Raw genomic sequence first — 23,136 nt, 5'->3', positions numbered from 1 at the left:
TTAGTGATTGCGTCCCGTAGCTTTGGTTTAGGCGGGCTTTGTGCGCAATGGTTTCAATTAACTGCTGATCAAGCTCAGCGCTAAGCCTAGCTGTTCTCGATCGATAGAGAGGGGCGTCTAGGGGGAGTCGAAGGGGATTCAAGCCAACTTGAAGGGCCGATAAAGCTTAAATGACTGAGTCGCTGCTTGTTTTTAGTTCCAAGCAGCATCGTTGTCAGCTCGGACTCAGCAGTTGCGCCTGATGACGTTGGAAACTTTGTCGGCCAGCTTTGAAACCGGCCAATGGTGGGCTGATCTCGGCAATTACCGCAGCACTGTCCGGTGCATCAAAGACGATAAAGTCAGCCCGGCAGTTGGGTTCGAGACCATAGTTTGGCAAATGCAAAAGCTTGGCTGATTCGGTCGAAACCCAGCTCATGCAGTTAAGCAACTCGACCTCGGTGGCGAGTTGGCTGACATTGGCGAACAGGTTTGCCTGTCGCACCAGTGAGGCATCGCCATAAGGCGTGAATGGATTGCCGATGTTGTTGGTTGAAAGCGAGCAGGTTACGCCGCAGGCATGCAAGTGAGCCAGTGGCGCCAAACCTCTGGGTTTATTATGGAAATGCTCGCGAGCGGTTAAAAACAAGTCGGTGCTTGGTAGGCATGTCACTTGCACACCAGCTTCGCCCAGCGCCATCGCCAGGCTCGTCAACTGCGCTTTGGGGAGCGCTGAGAGCTTGGTCACATGGCCGATGGCAACTCGATTTTGCCAACCAGAATCGAGGGTGCAGCGGATCACTTCGTCAACTGTCAAACCTTCAGGGTTGAGGTCAAAGTCGAGATGAAAATCGATATCGCAATCGTATTCGCGGGCTAATTCAAACACGCGCTGGATATGGGCCAATGGTTGATCGTCCATATACGGGCAACCGCCGATTACGGTTGCACCTTGCTCGAGGGCTTGGCGCATAAGCGCCTCGGTTCCCGGATTATTGAGCAGCCCTTCTTGGGGGAAGACGCATAACTGCAAGGTTATTGCCCACGCGTAATCAGCCTGCAAACGCTTGATTGCGTTAAACCCGATCAAGCCGATTTGTGGGTCAATCTCAATGTGCGTTCGCATGTGGCTGGTGCCTTGAACTATGGCTTTCTCCAGCACGCTTGCGCCGCGTTGGTAGACATCTTCTTCGGTAAAGTCAGCCTTGGCCGCACGGGTCTGGCTGATCGCTTCACTCAATGTGCCGTGAACCAGTTGGCAACGCGACATAATGCAGGCTTTGTCCAAATGGATATGGCTTTCAACCAGCCCCGGCAAGATCAACTTTCCTGCCAGGTCCAGCACCTCAAATGTTCGAGTGGGAGAGGGCGCTGCAACGAATACACCGTCCTCAATATACAGTTCGACGGTTTGTGTCGGCTGGTCTGCGCGGCGCGCATTGATTATTTTCAAGCTGTTCATGCTGCGGCCCCTTCACCGAGGTAAGCCGCTTCAAGTTCAGGGTCGCCACGCAGTTCGTCGGCACTGCCCGCTTTAACGATTCGTCCGGTTTCAAGCACATAGGCGCGGTCAGCGACTTGCAAGGCCAGGTTGGCCATCTGGTCGACCAGCAGTATGGTCACGCCTTCATCGCGTAGCGCGGCGAGTGTGTTGTAAAGCTCGCCGATCATGGCCGGAGAAAGCCCGAGTGATGGTTCGTCGAGCAAGAGTATTTTCGGTTTTGCCATCAACCCACGACCAATGGCGACCATCTGTTGCTCGCCGCCAGAGAGCAGGCCCGCCGGGCTGTCGATACGGTCACGCAAGCGTGGAAAGCGTTTGAGGATTGCTTCAACCTCGGCGCCTGCGTCATAGCTGTCGCCACGGGAATAGCCACCAAGCAAAAGATTGTCGCGCACGCTCAGCAGTGGAAAGACCTGGCGACCTTCAGGCACCAGCGCCAGCCCTTGGGCGGCAATGCTGTTGGGTGGTGCGTGATGGATGCTCTCGTTATCCAGCAGGATGCTGCCGGAGGTTGCCGGGTGCAGACCCGCCAAACATTGCAGGATGCTTGATTTACCCGCGCCGTTTGCGCCGAGAATCGCCACCAGTTCACCCGGATTTACCAGCAAGTTGACCTTGTCGACCACTGGCGCTGCTCCATAGTCAATCACCAGGTCTTTGACGAACAGGCGGGCATCCCGTGAGCCATCCCATGGCGTTTCACGCGGGGTTGCTTGATAGCTGGTACTGCCCAGGTAGGCTGCAATCACACGCTCGTTGCTGCGTACTTCTTCGGGCGTGCCCCAGGCAATTGGTTTACCGGCGTCCAGCACCAGCAGACGTTCGGAAACGGCCATGACCAGGGTCATGTCGTGCTCGACTAAAATCACGGCAATGCCGAATCCGGCGAGTTGCTGGAACAGAGCGGCGAGTTTGTCGGTGTCGCTGCGGCTTAAACCGGCCGCTGGCTCATCCAGCAACAGCACTGCCGGGCGAGTCGCCAAGGCCCGGGCAATTTCAACCAGGCGCCGGTCAACGTGCGGCAAGTTGTCTGTCAGAGTATTAACCGAACCGGCATAGCCAACCAAGGCCAAGAGTTGCAGTGCAAGCTCCCGTTGTTGCTCGCCCGCCTGAGAGAAAGGCTGCTTCAACCTGCCTTTTTGCAAGGCAACCAACAGGTTTTCAAGCACTGTTAGCTCACCAAACAGTTGTGTTGTCTGGTAGGTACGGGCGATACCTGCACGGGCAACTTTCCAGGCCGGTTTACCCGCCAGTGGCTGGTTCAGGTCAATACTGCCGCTGTCGGGCGCGTAGAAGCCGCTGATCATATTGAGGACAGTGGTTTTACCGGCGCCGTTCGGACCAATAATACTGGTGATGCTACCGGGTTGGGCCGAAAAGCTAACGCCCTGTGCAGCCTGGACGCCACCGAAACGAATACCAATTTCGCTGACTTGTAACCCTTGGCTTGTTTTGGCTTGCGCGAAGTATTCAGCCAATAGCTGGGTGTCTACTGTACTGCTCACAAGCACTTTGCTTGGGCGCATCCACAGACTGGCAAGAGTGCCTAAAACGCCGCGAGGTGCAACCCAAAGCACAGCAAGCAATAGGGCTGAGAATATGAGCAGGCGGTATTCGGCAAAGTCCGAGAGCATTTCCGGCAGAAGTACGATTAGCAAGGCGCCAAGCAACGGGCCAAACAATGTGCCGCTACCGCCGACTATCACTGCCAGTACAAACAGAATGGATTGCGAGAATGGAAATGACGCCGGGTTGATAAACATCATCAAGGGAGCGACCAAAGCACCTGCAATTCCGGTTAGCCCAGCGGATAAGGCAAAGGCTAAAGTTTTGCTGTGCATTGGGTTAAAACCCAGCGATTTTGCAGCGATCTCTGTGGATTTCACCGCACGCATCGCCAGCCCCCAACCGCTATTGCGTAAACGCTGATAGAACACCAAGGAGGCGATCATTAGCGCACTCGAAATCAAGGCCAAAGAGACTGTCGGGTCGAGTGAGCCAAACTCTGGCAGAGGAATGCCCATCAAGCCATTAGCACCGCCGGTGAGCGAGCGCCATTCTATCAAGCTGTGATGAACCACTAATGCAAAGGCAATGGTAATCATCGCCAGATAAGGTCCGCTTACCCTTAAAGCCGGGATTGCCAGTAACCCGCCGATGGTTGCACAAACCAGTCCTGCTGCCAGCATTGCTACGCCAAGGGGGATTTGCGCAATGCTAAGCAAGGCGCAAACATAAGCGCCTATTGCGTAAAAAGCGATGTGACCGAACGAGATTTGCCCGCTTAAGCCGATGAGGATGTTCAAGCCGACGCCGACCACAACAGTGAGCGCGCAGAATGTGAATACCAGCAGCGAATAGCTGTCGAGTGTCAGCGCTAACACCGCACTGGCAATGGCCAGCAAGACGAGGCAAACCGGGGCAATTAGTGTTTTATTCAGACTCATACTTTCACCAGTGTCTTGCTGCCAAACAGGCCGTTGGGGCGCAGTGCCAAGGCCACAATGACCAATGCAAAGGTAAATATCTGGGTAAACGCCGAACCGAAATAAACGGTGATCAAGGCTTCGGCCAGGCCAAAAATCAGCCCCGCCGCAAATACTCCGCTGGCGCTGGAAATACCGCCCAAAATAGCCACTGCAAAGGCCTTGAGGCCGAATAAGGTGCCCATCTCGGCGCTGACGTTGAACAAAGGGGCGATCAGCAATCCAGCCAGCGCGGCAAACACACTCGACACAGCGAATGCGATTGCAACAACCCGGTTAACCCGAATGCCCATCAACATGGCGGCGCGCGGGTTCTGCACGCAGGCCTCCAAGACCTTGCCTAAGCGCGTGTAGCGGCGCACCAAAAACAGCGCCAGCGCAATACTCGCTCCTGCAATTGGGATCAGCATTTGCAGGGCGCCAATGCTGCTGCCAAACAAATCAATACTTTGGTTAGCCAACTCTGAAGTGAATTGACGAGGCTCTTTGCCGAAGCTGAACATCGCCAGGTTATCCACCAGAATGCCACCGGCTACTGTCGCCATCAGCCAGGCTTCTGATCCACGCGAATGAAATGGCCTGACTAAAAAGCGTTCTATCGCCAAGCCGTATATCGCACACAAAGTCAGTGTCGCGGGTACCGCTAGCCAGAGCGGCCAGCCCCAGGTGATATAGAAGCTGTAACCCAAGACTGCACCGACCATCATGGCGCTGCCCTGGGCGAAGTTGACCGTGCGTGAAACCACATAGGTAATGTGAAAACCCAAGGCCAGCAAGGCGTACATACTGCCCAGGCCGATGCCGGTAATGATGGCGGCGGTGATCATCTGCTTATCCTTATGGCGGCCCTGCGCGCAGAGCCGCTCACAGCTGCGTTTAAGGTGCTATCGGAACAATCTGGTCATTTACGAAATGAGTGAACACATAATCATTCGGGCCCAAGGCGTCATGCTTGGTTGGGGTGAACGGCTGTTTGTAATCCTTGATCAGACCGCTGTACTCATTGATCGCGTAAAAGCCATCGCGCACCTCTGTTCCCTTGGTGCTGCCTGCCTTTTCGATGGCAAGCGAGGCCAGGAACATGGCGTCGTAGGCGTTGGCAATACCCACTGCCGGGGTGACATCAGCCAGGGTTTTAATTTCCGGATAGCGCTTTTTCAAAGCTGCCAGCACCGAGTCGCCCTTGGCGCTGTTTTTATCGGTAAATACATAGGTCTGAATGAAATGTACTTTGCTGGCATTCGGGCCTGCCAACTCGCCAAAACGACCACCCGCCGGGCCCCAGTGCGAAACAATAGGAACATCCCAACCCATGCGGTCGAGCGACTTGACCACCTGAGCCGATGGACCCACGTTGCCGACCATTAACAGACTGTCGGCTCCGGCGTTTTTCAGGCGGGTGAGTTGTGGGATAACGTCGAGATCGCTGTCTTCTATGCGCTCGATACCCACCGCTTGCATATTGCGTTTATCCAATGCGTGCTTGAAGCCGATCTCATTCGACTCACCCCACGGATTGTTAATCAGGATCATGCCGGGTTTGTGCATGCCTTTTTTAGTGACGCCATATTCAACCAAGGCTTCGTCGACCAGTTCGTCGACGGCTGACACACGAAATACGTAGTTATCTTTAGCGCCGTTTTCAGTGATTTTGGTGCCGGCCGCCCAAATGCCCATAAAGGGTGCTTTCAGTTGGTTGGCAAGGGGCACGATAGCCAATGAAACCGGGGTGTCGAGACCACCAAATAACACCGCAACTTGCTCACGCTGAATCAATTCCCGCGCTGCCAGCATGCCCTTGGCCGGATTGCTTTCATCGTCACGACGGATTAACTCGACCGGGCGGCCGAGAATCCCGCCAGATGCATTGATTTCGTCAATTGCTACCGTCAAACCACGGGTTAGGGCTTCGCCCGATTTTGCCGACTGCCCAGAAAGTGCTGCAACCAGTCCCACTTTGATGGGTTCCTCAGCATAAGCGCTGTTCAGTGTCAGGCTAATAGTTGCTATGGCCACTGCACGTGGCAGCAAGTTGGTAATGGGGGAGAGCAGTTTTTGCATGTTTTGCATGTTGTTTCTCCAGATTGCTAGCATTTGTATGAAGTTTGCTAGCAAACTGGGTGCCACATAGCAAAGCCCCATATTCTGGGGGGTAGAGCACTATTACTTGTTCTTTACGCACAGCATTTGGGCGGCTTGCACCAGACCAATGCGCAAATTTGAATACCTAAGGTTTATTGATTCGGAGTTAACAACCATGCAGCACGACAACCCAGCCGTACAAATTGTCAGTGATTTCTTAGATGCCTCGATGGCACCTGACCCAGTTAAGGCCGCGACCTACATGTCTGCAGATGTACGCATAACCTTTACCGGTGGGCGGGTAATGCCAAGCGCAAAAGACATCACAGCCTTCAACGCAGCGCGTTATAACTGGGTCAAAAAGGCGTTAGGGCAGTTTGACTGGACTGATCGCGGCGATCATACGGTGGTGTACTCGAACGGCACCCTGTACGGCGAATGGCCGGATGGCCGCAGTTTTAGTGGCAACCGTTATCTGGATCGCTTTGAAGTGCGTGATGGAAAAATCACCCGAATGGATGTTTGGAATGACAGCGCCGAGTGGATACTTGCTCCAGCTGTGGCGAAAGCCTGACGCTGATTAAACAGTATGGCGTGAGCCAATACTGTTTAGTCGCTAACCACTACACCTTTCCAAAACGCCACGTAGCCCTCAACTACGACAGTGGCATCGGACTGAGCGATCACCGTTTCATTCCAAGTCGCTTTCATGTCTATGCCCTCATGACACAACAAGCTGTGGCGCGGTCTCGCGCCACAGGGCTAACAACAAATTAAGATTTTTTAATCGAGCTTCTTCAAGGAGACAGCATTCATGCAGAAGCGCAAACCGGTTGGCTCTGGTCCATCTGGGAACACGTGGCCCAAATGAGCATCACAAACATTGCAGGTGTTCTCTATACGGGTCATGCCGTGGCTTGAGTCCGTATGATAGGCAACCGCGTTGTCTTTGATCGGTTGCGTAAATGATGGCCAACCACTGTGCGATTCGAACTTGCTGCTGCCATCAAACAGTGGCGTGCCGCAGCACACACAACCATAAACACCTGGCTCAAACAGGCTGCACATTTGCGAACTGTGTGGCCGCTCTGTTCCGGCTTGGCGGGTGACCCGGTATTGCTCCGCATCCAGTTGGGTGCGCCACTCGTCTTCGGTTTTTGTGACCTTACGATCAGGCGCTGGGTTGCCGTGGGTGGCTCGAGAAATAACATCGTTCCAGTTATGCATCATAGGCTCCTAGCTAAATATCGAATGTGCAGCCGACTGAGGCAACTCAGATAGACGCTGTTTGTATCGCTTCGTTGAGACGTGAGTGCCGTAAGTGGCACATATTGAGTCTTAACGAGCAGGCTGCCTAGCATCTACACAGTAGAGACGCGTGAACTTGCAAACTGTTACAGGCGTTGAGTGTCAGCGCGCTGGGCTGTGCGCTCCGCTAGTGCAGGTTTGGTGACTGGTTTGGCATCGCTAAAAAGCGATGCCCGGCAGCATCACCATACTACACAATCAATAGGCTTTAGCGGCTGATGCAGGTGAGTGGATTGGCTTACGACACTCTCAGGCTCAGCGCCAGTTAAGGATTGGCCAGCCGGCCTGCTCGGCATAACTTCGCAGCTCTGCAACCGGGTTCACCGCTCGCGGATTGTCGACTAGCTTGAGCAGTGGCAAGTCATTGTGTGAGTCTGAGTAAAAATAGGCACCTGCGAGTGATTCGTCATGTTCGGCAAGCCACTGCTTGAGGCGTGTGACTTTACCTTCGCGATAGGTCAGCACGCCTTGGGTGTTGCCGCTGTAGCAGCCATGCTGAATATCCAGATCGATCGCCAATATGTCTTTTATACCCAGGCGTTGTGCAATCGCGCTGACCAGAAAATGCGCTGAGGCAGAGATAATCACAACGCGATCGCCCGCTTTACGGTGAGTGGCCAGGCAGCGGGTTGCATCGCTATGCAATAACGGTTCGATCACATCCTCGACAAATGGCTCAACGACAAAAGCCACTTCCTCCGGTGTGCGACCGACCAGTGGCGACAGGCTGAACGCCATGTAGTCTTCCATCGCCAGTTCGCCCTGGGCGTACAAAGCCATTAACTGGTGATCGCGGGCAAGAAAGCTTTCGCCGTCGACCCAGCCAATCTTGGCCATTTCGGCACTCCACAAACTCGCGCAGTCGCCATCGATCAAGGTGTCATCAAGGTCAAAAATTGCCAGGGTCATCATGCCACCTCACGCACGGCTTGGTCATCGATGCTGAGGATAATGCGCTGGCCTTTTCCGTGCAGATCACTCTCGCTGCGGTTGAGTACATCGACCAGCAACTCAACACCACGCGCTTCCACGCGGTAGCGGATCACGTTACCGAGCAAGCTGTGGCTGCGAATCAGGCCTTCAATTTCGCCACCGGCGCCAATCGCAATCGCTTCTGGGCGTATGGCCACACGCGTGCTGATAGGACGGTCGAGCAGGCGGCTGGCGGTTTCAGCATCGAGTAAGTTGTAGTTGCCGATAAAACCTGCAGCGAAGGCATCGACAGGCTCGGTATAAAGCGTTTCAGCATTGCCGCTTTGGACGATCTTGCCCGCGTTCATCAAGAAGATGCGGTCGCTCATGACCAGTGCTTCTTCTTGATCGTGGGTGACAAAAATCGTGGTCAGGCCGAGTTCTTGCTGAATCTCGCGGATCTGCTCACGCAAATGTTTACGAATACGCGCATCAAGCGCCGAAAGCGGCTCATCCAGCAACAGCAAGCGTGGGCGAGTGACCAACGATCGGGCCAGCGCCACACGCTGGCATTGGCCTCCAGATAGCTGGTGCGGATAGCGATTGGCGAAATCGCTCAGCTCAACCATCTTCAGCGCTTCTTTGACCCGCTCGCGGCTTTGTTCTTTATTGACTTTCTGCATGCGCAGGCCAAAGGCGACGTTTTGTTCGACGCTCATGTTCGGAAACAACGCATAGCTTTGGAACACCATGCCGATCCCGCGTTTTTGCGGGGTGACCGGCACCAGATCTTCGCCATCGAGCAGGATCTGCCCGCCGTTGACTGTGGTCAGGCCAGCAATGCAGCGCAGCAAGGTCGACTTACCGCAGCCCGATGGGCCGAGCAGGGTGACAAATTCCCCCTGGGCGATTTCACAGTTGATATCGCTGAAAATCTGCGTGTTGCCGTAGCTTTTGTTCAGGCCCTGAATGCTCAGATAACTCATGACTTGTCCTTGTTCAGGCGGTTGGCTGCCCAGGTGAAAATCAACACAAAGAAGAAATAGGAAATCACCAGCGCACTGTTGAAGTGGCCGCTGCTGTTGCGCATGTTATTGAGGTAAACCTGCAATGTTTCATAGCGCGTACCGACCAACATATTGGCGAAGACAAACTCACCAAACAGAAACGAAAACGACAGAAACAGCGACACCATCAAGCCTTTGCGCAGGTTTGGCAGCACCACCAGAAATGCTGCTTTCCAAGTGCTGGCGCCAAGCAGATGCGCTGCATCCATCAAGTCTGGCAGGTTGATCGCCTGCAGGTTATTGGTGATCGCCCGGTACATAAAAGGCAGGGCAATGGTGAAGTAGCAGCCGATCAGAATCCACGGCGTACCCACTAATTGCACAGGCCCGGAGCCGTATACCTGCAGCAAGCCAACCGATGACACCACGGGTGGCATGGCGAAGGGCAGCAGGATGAGGATATTCATCAGCGCGTCGAGTTTTGGGAAGTAGTAATGCACCACAAACAGCAGCGGCAGAATCAGTACTGATGCCAGAAACAACGCGCTAAAGCAGATCAGCAGCGACTGCCCAAAGGCCTTGAGGAAACGCGGTTCGCCCCACAGTTCCAGGTACCACTTGAAGGTCAGGCCGTCAGGCAGAATGGTTGCCGACCAACTGGTTGCCAGCGAATACAACAAGGTGCCTGCCAGCGGGAGCAGCAAGATCAAAAACAGCAACCACACCACAACGCGGTGATAGAGGATGCTGGCGGTTTGCCCTTCAACGCGCGACATGGTAGCTCCTCTTCAGCAGCAGTTGATGGACGACGGTAATCAGCGCCATAAGCCCGAGCAGCACCATCGACAACGCGCTGGCCAGGTTCGGGTTCAGTGAAATATCGCCCGAAACCAGGCCCGCGATGCGAATCGGCATAATGTTGAAGTTACCTGTCGTCAGGTAATACACCGTGGCATAGGCGCCTAATGCGTTCGCCAGCAGAATCACAAAAGTACCGAGTAAAGCCGGTGTCAGTATGGGCAAGCCGATATGGCGCCAGAAATCCCAGGTGTTGGCACCGAGCAAGGCCGCCGACTCACGCCAGTCTTCGCGCAATGCGTCGAAAGCGGGGTAGAGGAGCATGACCCCGAGTGGAATCTGGAAGTAGGTGTAGAGCACGATCAAGCCGGTTTTGGAGTAGAGATTGAAGTCTTCAATCCAGCCAATTTGCTTGAGCAGCAGGGTGATCGCGCCATTGAAGCCGAGCAGGATGATAAAGGCGAACGCCAAAGGCACTCCCGCGAAATTGCTGGTCATGTTGGAAAAAGCCATGACGAAATCGCGCAGTTTTGAATCAACCTGATGCAGGGAATAACTGCCGATAATGGCGATGATGATGCCGAACAGACTCGACCAGAATCCAACCTGCAAACTGTGTTTGATTGCTTGTAGATAAAACTTGGAGGAGAAGATTTTTTCGAAGTTGGCTAGGCTCCAACTGCCATCAACGTTAACGCTGCTGAGCGTAATCCAGATCAGCGGGGCGATCTGAAACGCGAAAAAAAACAGCGCAAACGGAATGAGACACAGCGCAGCCAGCCATTTGCTTGATGATCTCCGTGGTTTCAGAGCACTCACTTAAGCAGTTCCTCGCACAGTGGTTTGTCGTGGGCCACGCCAAGCAATTGGCAGACGGTGCCGCACAGCTCCGTCTGCTTGGGCGCCGCTTTTGGGTCCAGGCTGAAGGCATTACCCAGTGCAAACAGCGGCACTTCGCGCTCTTCAGCCAGCAAACCGTTGTGCGAGCGATCGTTGTTCATGCCGTGATCGGCGGTCACCAAGACTTGATAGCCGTCATCAAGCCAACGCTGCAAATATTCGGCGATGACTAAATCAGCACGTCGGGCGCTGTTGCGATACTGCGCTGAATCAAGCCCATGCTTGTGACCGGCATCGTCAATGTTCATGGGGTGAACCAGTAAAAAATTCGGTTTGTGCTGCGCGCGTAAGTGCTCAGCATCATCAAATAGGTGTGAATCCGGGTAGTGATCGGCGTAGTAAAAGTGGCCGTGTTGAATCGCCAGAGCAGCGTCGTCGGTGTGGCGATCACGGGCAGGCACGAATGGTGCGCGGTTGTACAGCTCACTCATCCAGTGATAAGCCGCCGCAGCGGTGCTCAGCCCCGCATCACGGGCGTAATGAAAGATGCTGCGTTGGTTGCTCAGGCGCACCACATCGTTATGCACGATGCCGCTGTCGATGGGTGCAACACCGGTCATGATGCATTCGTAGAGTGGCCGGGACAGCGAAGGTAGTTCACATTCGAGCTTGTACAGTGCAGCGCGACCGGCGCCACAGTAGGCCTGCAGATGGCCCATGGCATGTTGGGCGACCTCATAATTCAGGCCATCCAGAATCACTAGGATGACGTTGTGTTTCATAGTCGACTCACAGCCAGTACTGGGTTTTCTAAATCAACAGGGAGGCAACTCGCGCTGCCTCCCTTTTGGTTAAGCATTTAAAAACGCTTATTCCATGTTGATGATGACGTTCTCTTGCCACATTTGCGGCAGCGCTTTGGAGGTTGCCTCCCAAGCGGCGGCGTCTTTGATTGGCTTAACATTGGTGTACTGCTCGTTAGGCAGTAGTTTGGCCTGAACCTCAGCTGGCAGTTTCAGGTGGTCGGCACGAATGGGTCGTGCATTACCTTTGGCCAAGTTGATCTGGCCTGCGTCGCTGAGAATATATTCGCGCGCCAGTTTGGCTGCGTTAGGGTGCTTGGCGTATTTGTTGATGATTGTGGTGTAGCCCGAAATCACCGAGCCGTCAGACGGGATCAGTACTTCAAAGCGGCTTGGGTCGATCTGGTCGCGGTAGCTAAGGCCGTTGAAGTCCCAGACTACGCCGACTTCAACTTCACCCTTCTCCAGGGTTTGGATGGTCGGGTTAGACAGCGACAGGCGACCTTGCTCGGCAATGGCGCCAAAGAAGTCAAGACCGGGTTGAATGTTCTTCTCGTCACCGCCGTTGGCGATGGCGGCTGCCAATACGCCGTTTACAGCTTGAGCGGCGGCACTGACATCGCCAATGGCAACTTTGTATTTGCCGTTTTTCAGGTCAGCCCAGCTCTTGGGTACATCTTTGACCAGTTGCTTGTTGACGATGAATGCGATCGAGCCGGTGTAAGCGAGCATCCAGTGGCCATCTTTATCTTTGGCCCAATCCGGAATCTGCTCCCAAGTGGTCGGTTTGTAGGGTTGGGTTACACCTTGCTGTACGGCGATAGGGCCGAACGCAGCGCCAACATCGCCGATGTCTGCAGTGGCATTGTCTTTTTCAGCTGCGAACTTGGCGATTTCTTGAGCTGAGCTCATGTCCGTATCGAGGTGTTTGAGGCCGTAGGTTTTGTTCAGATCAGCCCAGGTGTCTTTCCAGTTGGCCCAGCTGTCAGGCATGCCAACGCTGTTCACTTCGCCTTCGGTACGAGCAGCCTGCTCGAGTGCTTTGACATCTGTATCCGCAGCCATTGCAGTTGTTGCCATGGCGATGGCCGAGCCCATCAAGGTCGCTAGCAGCAGTTGTTTCATTTGAAACTCCCTTGCAAATTAAGTGTTGGTCTAGATCAGCAATACCCGAGCCAATTTAGGCTCTATAAATGACAGTTTTATGTCTCGCGCCACTGCTTATTGTGAATAGGCGCTGGCAGCGGACTGCTATTCAAGCGTAGACCATAGATAAGTAGCTGTTTTCATGGACCATATTTGCCCGAATAGCAGGCGTGAGGGAGGCTGTAAGTCTGACTGTCATCTAGGCGTCATCTAGACTGCCTAGGCTTGCTGCAAATGCTGGGCTGCTTAAATTGGCTAATAAATCAGGCTGGACTAGTCCAAAAGGAACAACTTGATGCGTGAGGTAACACCGCGGGCGGTAACGACTATCTGTCGAGCACTTGAAGAGCAGATCGAGCACGGCTTGCTCGTATCCGGCAACAAGCTGCCCGCTGAGCGTAAGTTGAGTGAGCTGTTCGATACCACGCGCATCACCTTGCGCGAGGCCTTGGGGCAACTGGAAGCGCAGGGGCTTGTGTACCGTGAAGAGCGTCGTGGCTGGTTTGTTTCGCCAGCACGTGTGGCTTACAACCCACTGGTGCGCAGTCATTTTCATGCGATGGTTGCCGAGCAAGGGCGTGAGCCCGCCACAGAGGTGTTAAGCGCTCGATTGATTCCGGCAAATGCAGAAATTTGCCAGATACTCGGCCTGCCAGCGTTAACCAGTGTGTTCCAGATTCGCCGGGCTCGGCGTATTGATGGGCGCTTGGTGCTCTATGTGGAGCATTACTTGAACCCGCTTTATTTCCCGGCAATTCTTGAGTTTGACCTGACCCGCTCGCTAACCGAGCTGTATGCCAAGCAATATCAGATTCGATACGGGCGGGTGCGCTTTGACATGGTGCCAACGGCGCTACATGCAGAGGCTGCTAGTAGTTTGAAGGTCGCGGTGGGCAGTCCGGCGCTGCGCATTACTCGAGTGAATCGCGATCAGCATGACCGGCTGATCGACTGTGACCTCGAATATTGGCGCCATGACGCCATTCACGTCAGCGTCGAAGTGCCGGATTGAATGCCGGGTCATGGTGGACAAGCTGCGCGCGTGGGTGGGTGATGCTTTATCCACCCACCGCAGCGGTTACATCATGCGTAGTTTTCAGGATTGAGCTTGCGCTCGATCAGCTCGATCAGAATATGCACGACTTTGATGTGCAGCTCCTGAACGCGGTCGGCGTAGTTGCCTCCAGGTGCGCAAATACAAATATCCGCCAGTTCTTCGAGCTTGGAGCCGGGCTTGCCGGTCAGGCCGATAACCTTAACCCCAAGCTGCTTCGCCGCCGCCACAGCATTGAGCACGTTGGGGCTCTTGCCGCTGGTGCTGAAAGCCAGCAATACATCGCCTTCACGACCGTGTGATTCGATATAGCGCGAGAAGATGTATTCGTAACCAAAGTCATTGGCCACGCAGCTTATGTGGCTGGCATCGCTGATAGAAACCGCAGCAATACCTGGGCGATTGCCGCGATAACGGCCAGTCAACTCTTCGGCAAAGTGCATGGCGTCGCACATCGAGCCGCCATTGCCGCAGGAGAATACTTTGCCTTTGTGCTCAAAACTATCGACCAGCATTTGCGCTGCATCTTCGATGTTTTGCAGGGTTTGCTCATTGTTGATGAAGTTGTCCAGCGCACTTTGCGCTTCCAGCAGGCTGTTGCGAATATGCTCGATCATATTGGCCTCAAGGCAGCTCAGGGCTGCTGTAGAACGCACTCAGAACTTTGACCAGATGAGCCAGGTCGTGGCTGCCGGCAAGCTCGCGGATTGAGTGCATGGCAAAGGTTGGCAAGCCGATATCAACGGTTCGTACACCCAGTTGGCTAGCAGTGATTGGGCCGATGGTTGAACCACAGGCCATGTCACTGCGCACCACAAAACTTTGTACTGGTACTTCGTTTTCCAGGCAAAGATGCCGGAAGAAGCCCGCAGTTTCACTGTTGGTGGCGTAGCGCTGGTTGCTGTTGATTTTGATCACTGGACCGGCGTTGAGTTTTGGGCCGTGATTCTCATCATGTTTGTCTGGATAGTTCGGGTGAATACCGTGGGCATTGTCAGCCGATACCAGTAGCGAGCGTTGGATAGTGCGTACGAAGTCCTGATCCTGGGGGATGACCCGGCGCAATACCTGTTCAAGCATCGGCCCGTCGGCGCCGCAGGCGGAGCTGGAGCCAATTTCTTCGTGGTCGGTGCAGACCAGTACGCAGGTTTCAGCATCGCCGGCGCTGAGCAGAGCTTGTAATCCGGCGTAGCAAGATAGCAGGTTGTCCAGACGCGCACCGGCGATGAAGTCGCGGTTAAGCCCGATCACAGCTGCAGGCTGGGTATCGTAGAAGCTCAGCTCGTAATCGAGGACCGCATCGGCGTTCAAGCTGTGTTCAAGGGTCAGTTGGTTGGCGAGCAGGGCGCGGAAATCAACCGGTTCAGTGCCCGCGACCTGGGCCAGAATCGGTGGCATCTCGGTCTGTTTGTTGATCTCCCAACCGCTGTTGGCTTCGCGGTTCAGGTGAATGGCAAGGTTGGGGATGACGGCAATCGGCAGTTCGAAGTTGATCAGTTGGCTTTCAACTTTGCCGTCGCGGCGGAAGGTTACACGTCCAGCTAACGATAAGTCGCGGTCGAACCAAGGGGCGAGCAACGCACCGCCGTAAATCTCTACACCAAGCTGGAAGAAACCGTGGCGTTGCAGTTCTGGGTGCGGTTTAACGCGCAAGCATGGGCTGTCTGTATGGGCGCCAACCAGGCGAATACCCGCTTCGGTCAGTGGCCGCTTGCCCACTTTAAAGGCGATGATGGCTGAGTCATTGCGAGTGACATAATACTGGCCACCGGCTTCGGTGTGCCAGGTATCGCGCTCATCCAAGCGCTGGTAACCAGCCGCTTCTAGGCGAAGGGCAAGGTTAGCTGTGGCATGAAAGGGCGTAGGCGAGGCTTTGAGGAAGTCGATCAAGCCTTGGTTCAGTTCGTCGCGCATAGGTGCTCCTGGCAGCAATTACCAGAGTTTATCGGATTTGCGCGCGAGAAGGGATTAACTGACGCTACTGCGATGATTGATGTGGAATATGGACCAAACTCATCAGGTGGTTACCGAACATGCAAAACTGCCCTTCAACTTCACTTCCGGCAGGCCAATCATGATTCAAGTCGATAAGTAAACGCAGGCGGGCTCGTCCTTGTTGGCCGCTGTCGCTGTCGATTAGTTCGGCGTCTTCAAAGTAGAAGCGGGTCAAAACCAAGGGATAGAGGGCTTTGAACAGGCTTTCTTTGAGCGAGAAAGTCAGGCTGATCCGCCAGGCTTGTTGCTCCGCGCTGGCACTGGTAATGCCGTGTAACTCACGCGAGGTCAGAATTTCACTGGCCAAGCGTATTGCCCGCTCAGCATTCAAGGGCTCTTCGATATCCAGACCAACACCGCGCCAATGTGTAGATTCGGCAACAACCGCAGCAGCCAGGCCGTGGCCGTGGGAGATGGAGCCACAGACATTCAATGGCCAGACCGGAGCACGGTCCTCGCCAACAGCTGGCACGCTAGCAACACCGGTTACCTGACGCAGTGCTTCGCGTGCGCAAATACGGCCTGCAAGGTATTCAGTTTGGCGCTTTGCAACGCCGCGCACAGGAGCAATCGCACAGCACTCAAACGCCGTAGGGTCAAACAAGCTGGGGTCAAATTGCGTGCTGATCAGCCGAATGCCAGGCATCTGCACAGGTAAAGGCCAGCGCTCGCTCAGTGGTGTGCAGCAGTTCGGTAAGTAGTTTTCATTCATCACTGTATTCTGCACGGTGTCCGACAGGCGATCTAGGCAAAGCTGCGGCTGCTGAGCTATTGAGGCGTAGACAGGCTTTTATCAGGCCAGTTTAAGGGTTACGACGCCGAGCAGGATCACTAGACAAGAGACAATTCTGAGCAGTGGCAATGTCTCTTTGAGGACCAGTCGTCCGATCAGCAAGGCAAATAACACACTGCTTTCACGCAGTGCAGAGACCACTGCGACCGGGGCCAAGGTCATCGCCCAGATGACGATGCTGTAGGCCATTAGCGACATCACACCTCCGCTCAAGCCGCCTTTCCAGTGCTGGCTTAATTTGCCTAAAACTGCGGTGCCTCGCATCGCTACGAGGACTACCAAGGTCACCAGGCCATTGGTAGCAAACAGCCACATGGCGTAAGACAGAGCATCGCCATTGATCCGCGCGCCAACGGCATCTGCAAGGGTGTAGGCCGCAATAAAACTGGCGGTCGTGAGTGCGGTCAGGAGCAATGGGGTATTGAAGGGACTGTCTTTCTGGGTGCGCAGTGCCATCAGCCAGATGCCGGTGACCAATATAAGCAGCCCACTGATTTGTCCCCAACTCAAGGTTTCGTGAAGCAAGGCGACGCCGATCAAGGCAACGATCAATGGCGAGCTACCCCGCGACAAGGGGTAGACCTGACTCAGGTCGCCGTATTTATAGGCATGGGCGAGAAAACCGTTGTAACCGATATGCAGCAGTGCCGAGAGGATTATCCACGGCCAGGCAGTTGCTTCGGGCAGGGCCACGAACGGCAATGCGCAGGTTGCGGCGATACCGGCGCCGATCTGAATCAGGCATACACTCAGGTACCGATCCAGACCGATTTTGATCAGGGCGTTCCAGCCTGCATGGAGCATGGCGGCTGCCATTACTGCAAAGAAGATACTGCTGTCCAAGCGCGTTTATCCTTGTTGCAACCCATTGCGATGTCAACGCGCAGTGGAAACAGGCGTGCGAATTACCAGTGGGGCGGTTTACGCCTGTCTTTTTACTATTTACCAACCCGGTACGCCAGTCATGTCCGGTAGTTTGTGAGCAATCCCTTTGTGGCAGTCAATACAGGTGGCCTCACCGCTGGCCAATGAAGTGGAGTGCATTTTCGCCGCACGTTTGCTTTGCTTGGTGAAGTCCATGAAGTCGAAGTTGTGGCAGTTGCGACATTCCAGCGAGTCGTTGCTCTTAAGCCGCTGCCATTCATGTTCGGCGAGTTCGCGGCGGTGGGCGAGAAATTTTTCCCGGGTGTTGATGGTGCCAAATATCTTGCCCCATACCTCTTTGGAGGCCTGCATTTTACGTGCGATTTTATCGGTCCACTTATGCGGCACGTGGCAATCTGGGCAAGTGGCGCGCACGCCTGAGCGGTTGCTGTAATGGATGGTTTCCTTGAGTTCGACAAACACGTTGTCACGCATTTCGTGGCATGAGGTGCAAAACTGCTCGGTGTTGGTCACTTCAAGAGCGGTGTTGAAACCACCCCAAAAAATGATTCCGGCAATAAAACCGCCAAGGGTCAAGACTCCAAGACTGATGTGCAGGCTGGGACGGCGCAGCGTGCCCCAGTAATCCTTCAGGAAGGCGAACAAAGATTTCATAACACCTCCTCAAGGATTCTGATTGGCCGATTTGTTTTCTTGTTCCAGCACTGTGTCGATGTTCTCGAAGGTATTGCCCACAAGTGGTGGAGCCTCTTTTTGTGTGACATGGCATTGGTTGCAGAAGTAGCGCCGAGGCGATACCGCCGCCAGCGCCTGGCCGTCACGATCCATGTAATGGGTGATGCTGATCATCGGTGCCTGGGTTTTGGCGCTGTTTGCGCGGCTGTGGCATGACAAGCATTTGTTGCTGTTTTTATCCAGGTGATAGCCACGGATGCTGTGCGGAATCGTCGGCGGCTGTTCGGGGTAGTTACGCTCGCGCTTGATGTCCTTGTTTTCGGTGCTGCTTAACTTCGGAGCAGGAAGATCCTGGCTCAAGGTGCCACCCGGACGTCGCCCATCGGGTGCAGGTGCGTCGAGTGGATAATTGATGTCGCTGGCAACTGCAATGCCAAAGACGGCAAGTAGTAAAAGCGGCAGTAGGCGGTAGCTCATGACTGTTTTCCTCAGGCCAGGTTGACCAGTTCGATCTTCACCGCACATTTTTTGTAGTCGGTTTGCTTGGAGATCGGGTCGGTGGCATCCAGCGTGACTTTGTTGATCAGTTTTCGAGCATCAAAAAAGGGTACGAATACCAGCCCTTGAGGGGGCTTGTTGCGCCCGCGGGTTTCGATGCGTGCGCGGGTTTCGCCACGGCGGCTGATGACCTTAACTTCACTGCCGCGCCGGGCCTTCATTGCTTTTGCATCGTCGGGATGCATGTAAACCACTGCGTCAGGCACGGCTTTGTGTAGCTCAGGCACGCGCTGGGTCATGGTCCCGGTGTGCCAGTGTTCGAGTACCCGGCCAGTGCAGAGCCAGAACGGGTATTCCTCATCCGGTGATTCTGCTGGCGGCTCGTAAGGCAGAGCGAAGACGATGGCCTTTTTATCGGCATGGCCGTAGAACTGCACCTCGCTGCCTTTTTCCACGTACGGGTCGGAACCTTCGCGGTAGCGCCACAGGGTTTCCTTGCCATCCACCACCGGCCAACGCAGGCCGCGAGCGTTGTGATAATCATCAAAGGGTGCGAGGTCGTGGCCGTGCCCGCGGCCAAAGGCTGCGTATTCTTCAAACAAGCCTTTTTGCACGTAGAAGCCAAAGGCTTTGGCCTCATCATTGAGATAGCCTTCAGCCAGTTGCTCGCTCGGGAACTGGTCGACATGACCATTCTTGTAGAGCACCTCGAACAGTGACTTGCCTTTTAATTCGGGCTTTTTGGCCAGCAAGTCTTCGGGCCAGACATCTTCGGTTTTGAAGCGCTTGGAAAACTCCATCAACTGCCACAGATCCGACTTGGCATCGCCCGGCGGGCTGACAAGTTGATGCCAGAACTGGGTGCGGCGTTCGGCGTTGCCGTATGCGCCTTCCTTTTCGACCCACATGGCGGTCGGCAGTATCAGGTCGGCGGCCTGGGCCGATACGGTTGGGTAGGGGTCCGATACGATCACAAAGACATCTGGGTTGCGCCAGCCCGGCAGGACTTCCTGCATGATATTGGGCCCGGCCTGCATGTTGTTGCTGGCCATGGTCCAGTAAACCTTGAGTACCGAGTCTTTGAGCATGCGGCTCTGTTGTACCGCATGAAAGCCCGGTTTTTCCTGAATGGTTCCGGCTGGAAGCTTCCAGATTTTCTCGGCGGTCTCACGGTGTTTGGGATTGGTGACGACCAAATCAGCGGGTAAGCGGTGCGAGAAGGTGCCCACTTCACGAGCGGTGCCGCAAGCCGATGGCTGGCCTGTCAGAGAAAACGGGCTGTTGCCCGGCTCGCTGATTTTGCCGGTCAGCAAGTGAATGTTGTAGACCATGTTGTTGGCCCAGACACCACGGGTGTGCTGGTTAAAACCCATTGTCCAGAATGACACCACCTTGCGTTTTGGGTCGGCGTACAACTCGGCCAACTGCTGCAGTCGCTCAGCGGGCACGCCGCTTTCTTTGGCCGCACGTTCAAGGGTGTAGGGTTTGACGAACTCGGCGTATTGCTCGAACGATATATCGTCCCAGGTGTTGGCCTTGTCGGCGTTCTTGGCTTGCATCTCCAGTGGGTTATCCGGGCGCAGGCCGTAACCGATATCTTCAGCGCCTTTGGCGAAACGGGTGTGCTTGCCGATAAAGTCCTTGTTCACTGCGCCAGACTGAATGATGTGATTGGCGATGTAGTTAAGAATCAGCAAGTCAGTCTGCGGCGTGAACACCATTGGGATATCAGCCAGCTCAAAACTGCGGTGCTCAAAGGTCGAAAGCACGGCGACTTTTACATGGGGAGCACTCAAGCGGCGGTCAGTCAGGCGGCTCCAGAGAATGGGGTGCATCTCGGCCATATTGGAGCCCCAAAGCACAAAGGCATCGGTGGCTTCAATGTCGTCATAGCAGCCCATGGGTTCATCCATGCCGAAGGTACGCATGAAGCCCATGACCGCTGAAGCCATGCAGTGGCGTGCGTTAGGATCGATGTTGTTGCTGCGAAAACCTGCCTTCATCAACTTGTTGGCGGCGTAGCCTTCCCAGACGGTCCATTGGCCTGAACCAAACATGCCGAGCGCAGTGGGACCGTCTGATTTGAGGGTTTGCTTGACCTTGGTTTCCATGATGTCAAAAGCTTGCTCCCAGCTGATTGGCTGGAACTCGCCCTGTTTGTCGTACTGACCGTCCTTCATGCGCAGCATCGGCTGGGTCAAGCGATCGGTGCCGTACATGATCTTCGACAAGAAGTAGCCTTTAACACAGTTAAGACCGCGATTGACCTCGGCTTTGACGTCGCCATGGGTTGCCACCACCTGGTTATCGCGGGTCGCAACCATCACGCTGCAACCTGTGCCACAAAAGCGGCAGGGCGCTTTGTTCCAGTTCAGCGTGGTCATGTCTGATTCAGTGATTAGATTGGAGGCCGTGGTAATGATCGGCAGACCCGCCGCAGCTGCGGCTATTGCAGCGGCTTGGGCTTTGGCAAACTGACGACGTGTCAGGTTCATGGTGTTGCTCCTTCGCTGGCGAGGAGTTCGTGATAAACCAGCGCGGCATTTAGCACGCCGGGAATGTTGTTGATCTGATCGATGCGTTGAAGTATTTGCTGTTCATTGTTCGCCTCAATCACGACCACGAGCTTGCCGACAGGGCTCTCTTGATGCAGTTCAAGGTCAGGTAGCAAGCGCAAGTTGGCTTTCACCGCGGCAAATAATTCGGGGCGTGCGTGTACCAACAAACTGGCGATATGCAGGGATTCATCCATCGTGGGTTGCTCCAGACTGAGCCTGTGCCGGTTGCGAGTGGGCGAGCTTAGGACGGTGGGCCGGGTGGGCCGAGAAGCATCTGCAAGAACCAGATAAAGAAACCGTAACCACCAACAATGGCGATGGCTAATGCAGGGAACAGGCAGATGACAAGAAATAGAAAAAGCCGGGTTTCCTTGCCCTTTGTACCCTGATCATCGGATGGATGATGCATAGAGGTTCACTCCTCAGCAGGTGTGAACAAAAGTCTAGACTTGCTTGGAAATACTGGACTGATCCGGAGCAATAACCTGATAAACGGTAGGGTTAAGTGCGAGTGAGAAGCTTTATCATTTTGTTGTTCAAGCCAGAGCAGCAGTGATGTAGATAGCATGCTAACATTTGTCGGCGGCTAGTCAGGGGCCGTTTTTTTGTGAGCTGCTAAATGTCCGATACAACGCTTGCTAGCCATTTGCAACAAGGCACCAGTGCCTATAAACGCGCCACTTTTGCGTTATTTTGCGCGGGGTTTTCGACCTTTGCCTTGCTCTATTGTGTGCAGCCCTTACTGCCTTTATTGGCCAGCTCTTTCAGTGTGTCCGCCGCGGCCAGCAGCTTGGCGTTGTCGCTGACCACGCTGAGTCTTGCCGTCTGTTTGCTGGTCAGTGGCGCACTTGCCGAAAGCTGGGGACGCAAGCCGGTAATGGCTGTTGCCTTGGGGCTGGCCAGCTTGCTTGGAATTGCCTGTGCTTTTGTCAGCGACTGGGATCACTTATTGATTTTGCGTGCACTGCTCGGCTTGGCGCTGAGTGGTCTGCCGGCACTGGCCATGGCCTATGTTGGTGAGGAATTCGATCCCAAAGCCTTGCCAGCAGCCATGGGCTTGTATATCGGCGGCACTGCTCTTGGTGGTTTGTTGGGACGTTTGCTTGCAGGTTTTCTCAGCGATATTGGCGGTTGGCATTTGGCCTTGGCCGGTATTGGCGGCCTCGGTGTATTGGGCCTTGGCTTGTTTATCTGGCTGTTGCCCGCGTCGCGGCATTTTCAGGCGCAGTCGTTGTCGTTCAGCGGTCTGTTACGCAACTTTCGGTTGCACCTGGCCAATCGAGAGCTACGGCTGTTATTCAGCATGGGCTTCTTGTTGATGGGCGGTTTTGTCGCCATGTTCAACTACGTCGGCTTCCGTCTGGCCGCACCGCCATTCAACTTGTCGTCGACGGTGATTGGCTTGCTGTTTACTGTTTATCTGGTAGGTATTTTCAGTGCTGGCTGGGCTGGAAGACTTGTGCCTCGTTTGGGCGCACGCCAAGTTATGCAGGGCGGGATTGTCATCATGCTGATCGGTGTCGGGCTGTGCGCGACGCCTTGGCTGGTTGCTGTGGTTATTGGTTTGGGGCTGTTCACGCTTGGCTTTTTCGCTGCGCATGCGGTTGCCAGTGGCCAAATTGGTCAGCGTGCAAAAGGCGCCAAGGCTCAGGCATCCGCACTTTACCTGTGTGCCTACTATCTGGGCTCAAGCGTGGTCGGTTACGTTGGTGGCTATGTCTGGGAGCACGCGGGTTGGTTGCCGTTGTTGGGCGTTTTGGCAGGTTTGTTTATTGTCGCCGCATGGCGTGCACGCAAGCTGTAAATATCAGCA

The 23,136-nt window shown here is 54.7% G+C and carries 23 protein-coding genes; 3 read left to right on the top strand and 20 right to left on the bottom strand.

Going from position 1 to position 23,136, the window contains the following annotated elements; genetic code table 11:
• Positions 1–214: 214 nt before the first annotated feature.
• The 4 genes from ACN0UH_RS13945 to ACN0UH_RS13930 are packed head-to-tail and all read right to left on the bottom strand — an operon-like array spanning position 215 to position 6,039.
• Positions 215–1,441 (bottom strand): amidohydrolase family protein, encoded by a 1,227-nt coding sequence (locus ACN0UH_RS13945; protein ID WP_417662617.1) that lies wholly within the window; start codon positions 1,439–1,441, stop codon positions 215–217.
• The gene (locus ACN0UH_RS13940) at positions 1,438–3,930 is read right to left on the bottom strand and encodes an ATP-binding cassette domain-containing protein (protein ID WP_417662616.1); all 2,493 of its coding nucleotides are present in this window, start codon (positions 3,928–3,930) and stop codon (positions 1,438–1,440) included. Before ACN0UH_RS13940 ends, ACN0UH_RS13945 begins: the two co-directional genes overlap by 4 nt.
• On the bottom strand, positions 3,927–4,796 hold the full coding sequence (locus tag ACN0UH_RS13935) for a branched-chain amino acid ABC transporter permease (RefSeq protein WP_417662615.1): 870 nt from the start codon (positions 4,794–4,796) through the stop codon (positions 3,927–3,929). Before ACN0UH_RS13935 ends, ACN0UH_RS13940 begins: the two co-directional genes overlap by 4 nt.
• Before the next feature lie 49 nt (positions 4,797–4,845).
• A complete protein-coding gene (locus tag ACN0UH_RS13930) occupies positions 4,846–6,039 on the bottom strand; it encodes an ABC transporter substrate-binding protein (RefSeq protein ID WP_417662614.1) in 1,194 nt (397 codons plus the stop codon).
• A gap of 187 nt (positions 6,040–6,226) precedes the next feature.
• On the opposite strand from ACN0UH_RS13930, the gene ACN0UH_RS13925 reads away from it, so the two are divergent.
• Positions 6,227–6,625, top strand: a complete 399-nt coding sequence (locus ACN0UH_RS13925; RefSeq protein ID WP_417662613.1) for a nuclear transport factor 2 family protein — start codon at positions 6,227–6,229, stop codon at positions 6,623–6,625.
• A 209-nt stretch (positions 6,626–6,834) separates the two neighbouring features.
• Here ACN0UH_RS13925 and msrB read toward each other — a convergent pair whose 3' ends face one another.
• From msrB to ACN0UH_RS13890, 7 genes are all read right to left on the bottom strand, one after another.
• Positions 6,835–7,278 carry a peptide-methionine (R)-S-oxide reductase MsrB gene (msrB, locus tag ACN0UH_RS13920; RefSeq protein WP_417662612.1) on the bottom strand — a complete coding sequence of 148 codons (444 nt, stop codon included), beginning with the start codon at positions 7,276–7,278 and terminating at the stop codon, positions 6,835–6,837.
• A 336-nt stretch (positions 7,279–7,614) separates the two neighbouring features.
• Positions 7,615–8,268 (bottom strand): HAD family hydrolase, encoded by a 654-nt coding sequence (locus ACN0UH_RS13915; protein ID WP_417662611.1) that lies wholly within the window; start codon positions 8,266–8,268, stop codon positions 7,615–7,617.
• Complete coding sequence (locus ACN0UH_RS13910) at positions 8,268–9,257, bottom strand: ABC transporter ATP-binding protein (protein ID WP_417662610.1); 990 nt, start codon at positions 9,255–9,257, stop codon at positions 8,268–8,270. The genes ACN0UH_RS13915 and ACN0UH_RS13910 overlap by 1 nt, the downstream gene beginning before the upstream one ends.
• Entirely contained in the window at positions 9,254–10,054 is an 801-nt protein-coding gene (locus ACN0UH_RS13905; RefSeq protein WP_417662609.1) for an ABC transporter permease, read from the bottom strand. Before ACN0UH_RS13905 ends, ACN0UH_RS13910 begins: the two co-directional genes overlap by 4 nt.
• Positions 10,041–10,886 (bottom strand): ABC transporter permease, encoded by an 846-nt coding sequence (locus ACN0UH_RS13900; RefSeq protein ID WP_417662626.1) that lies wholly within the window; start codon positions 10,884–10,886, stop codon positions 10,041–10,043. Before ACN0UH_RS13900 ends, ACN0UH_RS13905 begins: the two co-directional genes overlap by 14 nt.
• Positions 10,887–10,891: 5 nt before the next feature.
• Positions 10,892–11,698, bottom strand: coding sequence for an alkaline phosphatase family protein (locus tag ACN0UH_RS13895; RefSeq protein ID WP_417662608.1), 807 nt, complete (start codon positions 11,696–11,698; stop codon positions 10,892–10,894).
• Between the two features lie 87 nt (positions 11,699–11,785).
• Positions 11,786–12,844, bottom strand: a complete 1,059-nt coding sequence (locus tag ACN0UH_RS13890; protein ID WP_417662607.1) for an ABC transporter substrate-binding protein — start codon at positions 12,842–12,844, stop codon at positions 11,786–11,788.
• Positions 12,845–13,160: 316 nt separating this feature from the next.
• On the opposite strand from ACN0UH_RS13890, the gene ACN0UH_RS13885 reads away from it, so the two are divergent.
• Positions 13,161–13,877: a UTRA domain-containing protein gene (locus ACN0UH_RS13885; protein WP_417662606.1), complete on the top strand. Its 717-nt coding sequence runs from the start codon at positions 13,161–13,163 to the stop codon at positions 13,875–13,877.
• A 71-nt stretch (positions 13,878–13,948) separates the two neighbouring features.
• Here the strand turns inward: ACN0UH_RS13885 and lpcA are convergent, their stop codons facing one another.
• From lpcA to ACN0UH_RS13840, 9 genes are all read right to left on the bottom strand, one after another.
• The gene (lpcA, locus tag ACN0UH_RS13880) at positions 13,949–14,536 is read right to left on the bottom strand and encodes a D-sedoheptulose 7-phosphate isomerase (RefSeq protein WP_417662605.1); all 588 of its coding nucleotides are present in this window, start codon (positions 14,534–14,536) and stop codon (positions 13,949–13,951) included.
• A 7-nt stretch (positions 14,537–14,543) separates the two neighbouring features.
• Entirely contained in the window at positions 14,544–15,833 is a 1,290-nt protein-coding gene (locus tag ACN0UH_RS13875) for a M18 family aminopeptidase (protein WP_417662604.1), read from the bottom strand.
• 64 nt (positions 15,834–15,897) lie between these two features.
• Positions 15,898–16,626: a 4'-phosphopantetheinyl transferase family protein gene (locus ACN0UH_RS13870; protein WP_417662603.1), complete on the bottom strand. Its 729-nt coding sequence runs from the start codon at positions 16,624–16,626 to the stop codon at positions 15,898–15,900.
• 81 nt (positions 16,627–16,707) lie between these two features.
• Positions 16,708–17,550: an EamA family transporter gene (locus ACN0UH_RS13865; RefSeq protein WP_417662602.1), complete on the bottom strand. Its 843-nt coding sequence runs from the start codon at positions 17,548–17,550 to the stop codon at positions 16,708–16,710.
• 99 nt (positions 17,551–17,649) lie between these two features.
• Complete coding sequence (locus ACN0UH_RS13860; protein WP_417662601.1) at positions 17,650–18,246, bottom strand: cytochrome c3 family protein; 597 nt, start codon at positions 18,244–18,246, stop codon at positions 17,650–17,652.
• 9 nt (positions 18,247–18,255) lie between these two features.
• Positions 18,256–18,744 carry a nitrate reductase cytochrome c-type subunit gene (locus ACN0UH_RS13855; protein WP_417662600.1) on the bottom strand — a complete coding sequence of 163 codons (489 nt, stop codon included), beginning with the start codon at positions 18,742–18,744 and terminating at the stop codon, positions 18,256–18,258.
• Positions 18,745–18,755: 11 nt separating this feature from the next.
• Positions 18,756–21,260 (bottom strand): nitrate reductase catalytic subunit NapA, encoded by a 2,505-nt coding sequence (gene napA, locus ACN0UH_RS13850; protein ID WP_417662599.1) that lies wholly within the window; start codon positions 21,258–21,260, stop codon positions 18,756–18,758.
• Positions 21,257–21,517, bottom strand: coding sequence for a chaperone NapD (locus ACN0UH_RS13845; protein ID WP_417662598.1), 261 nt, complete (start codon positions 21,515–21,517; stop codon positions 21,257–21,259). The genes napA and ACN0UH_RS13845 overlap by 4 nt, the downstream gene beginning before the upstream one ends.
• Positions 21,518–21,564: 47 nt before the next feature.
• Entirely contained in the window at positions 21,565–21,732 is a 168-nt protein-coding gene (locus ACN0UH_RS13840; protein ID WP_417662597.1) for a periplasmic nitrate reductase, NapE protein, read from the bottom strand.
• Between the two features lie 210 nt (positions 21,733–21,942).
• On the opposite strand from ACN0UH_RS13840, the gene ACN0UH_RS13835 reads away from it, so the two are divergent.
• Complete coding sequence (locus ACN0UH_RS13835) at positions 21,943–23,127, top strand: MFS transporter (RefSeq protein ID WP_417662596.1); 1,185 nt, start codon at positions 21,943–21,945, stop codon at positions 23,125–23,127.
• The last annotated feature ends 9 nt before the right edge of the window (positions 23,128–23,136 follow it).

It is taken from the genome of Pseudomonas sp. (assembly GCF_048265905.1).
In the GTDB taxonomy this organism is placed as follows: Bacteria; Pseudomonadota; Gammaproteobacteria; order Pseudomonadales; family Pseudomonadaceae; genus Aquipseudomonas.
The sequence above is the reverse complement of the archived record's forward strand: the minus strand, read 5'-3'. Positions and strand labels throughout refer to the sequence as shown.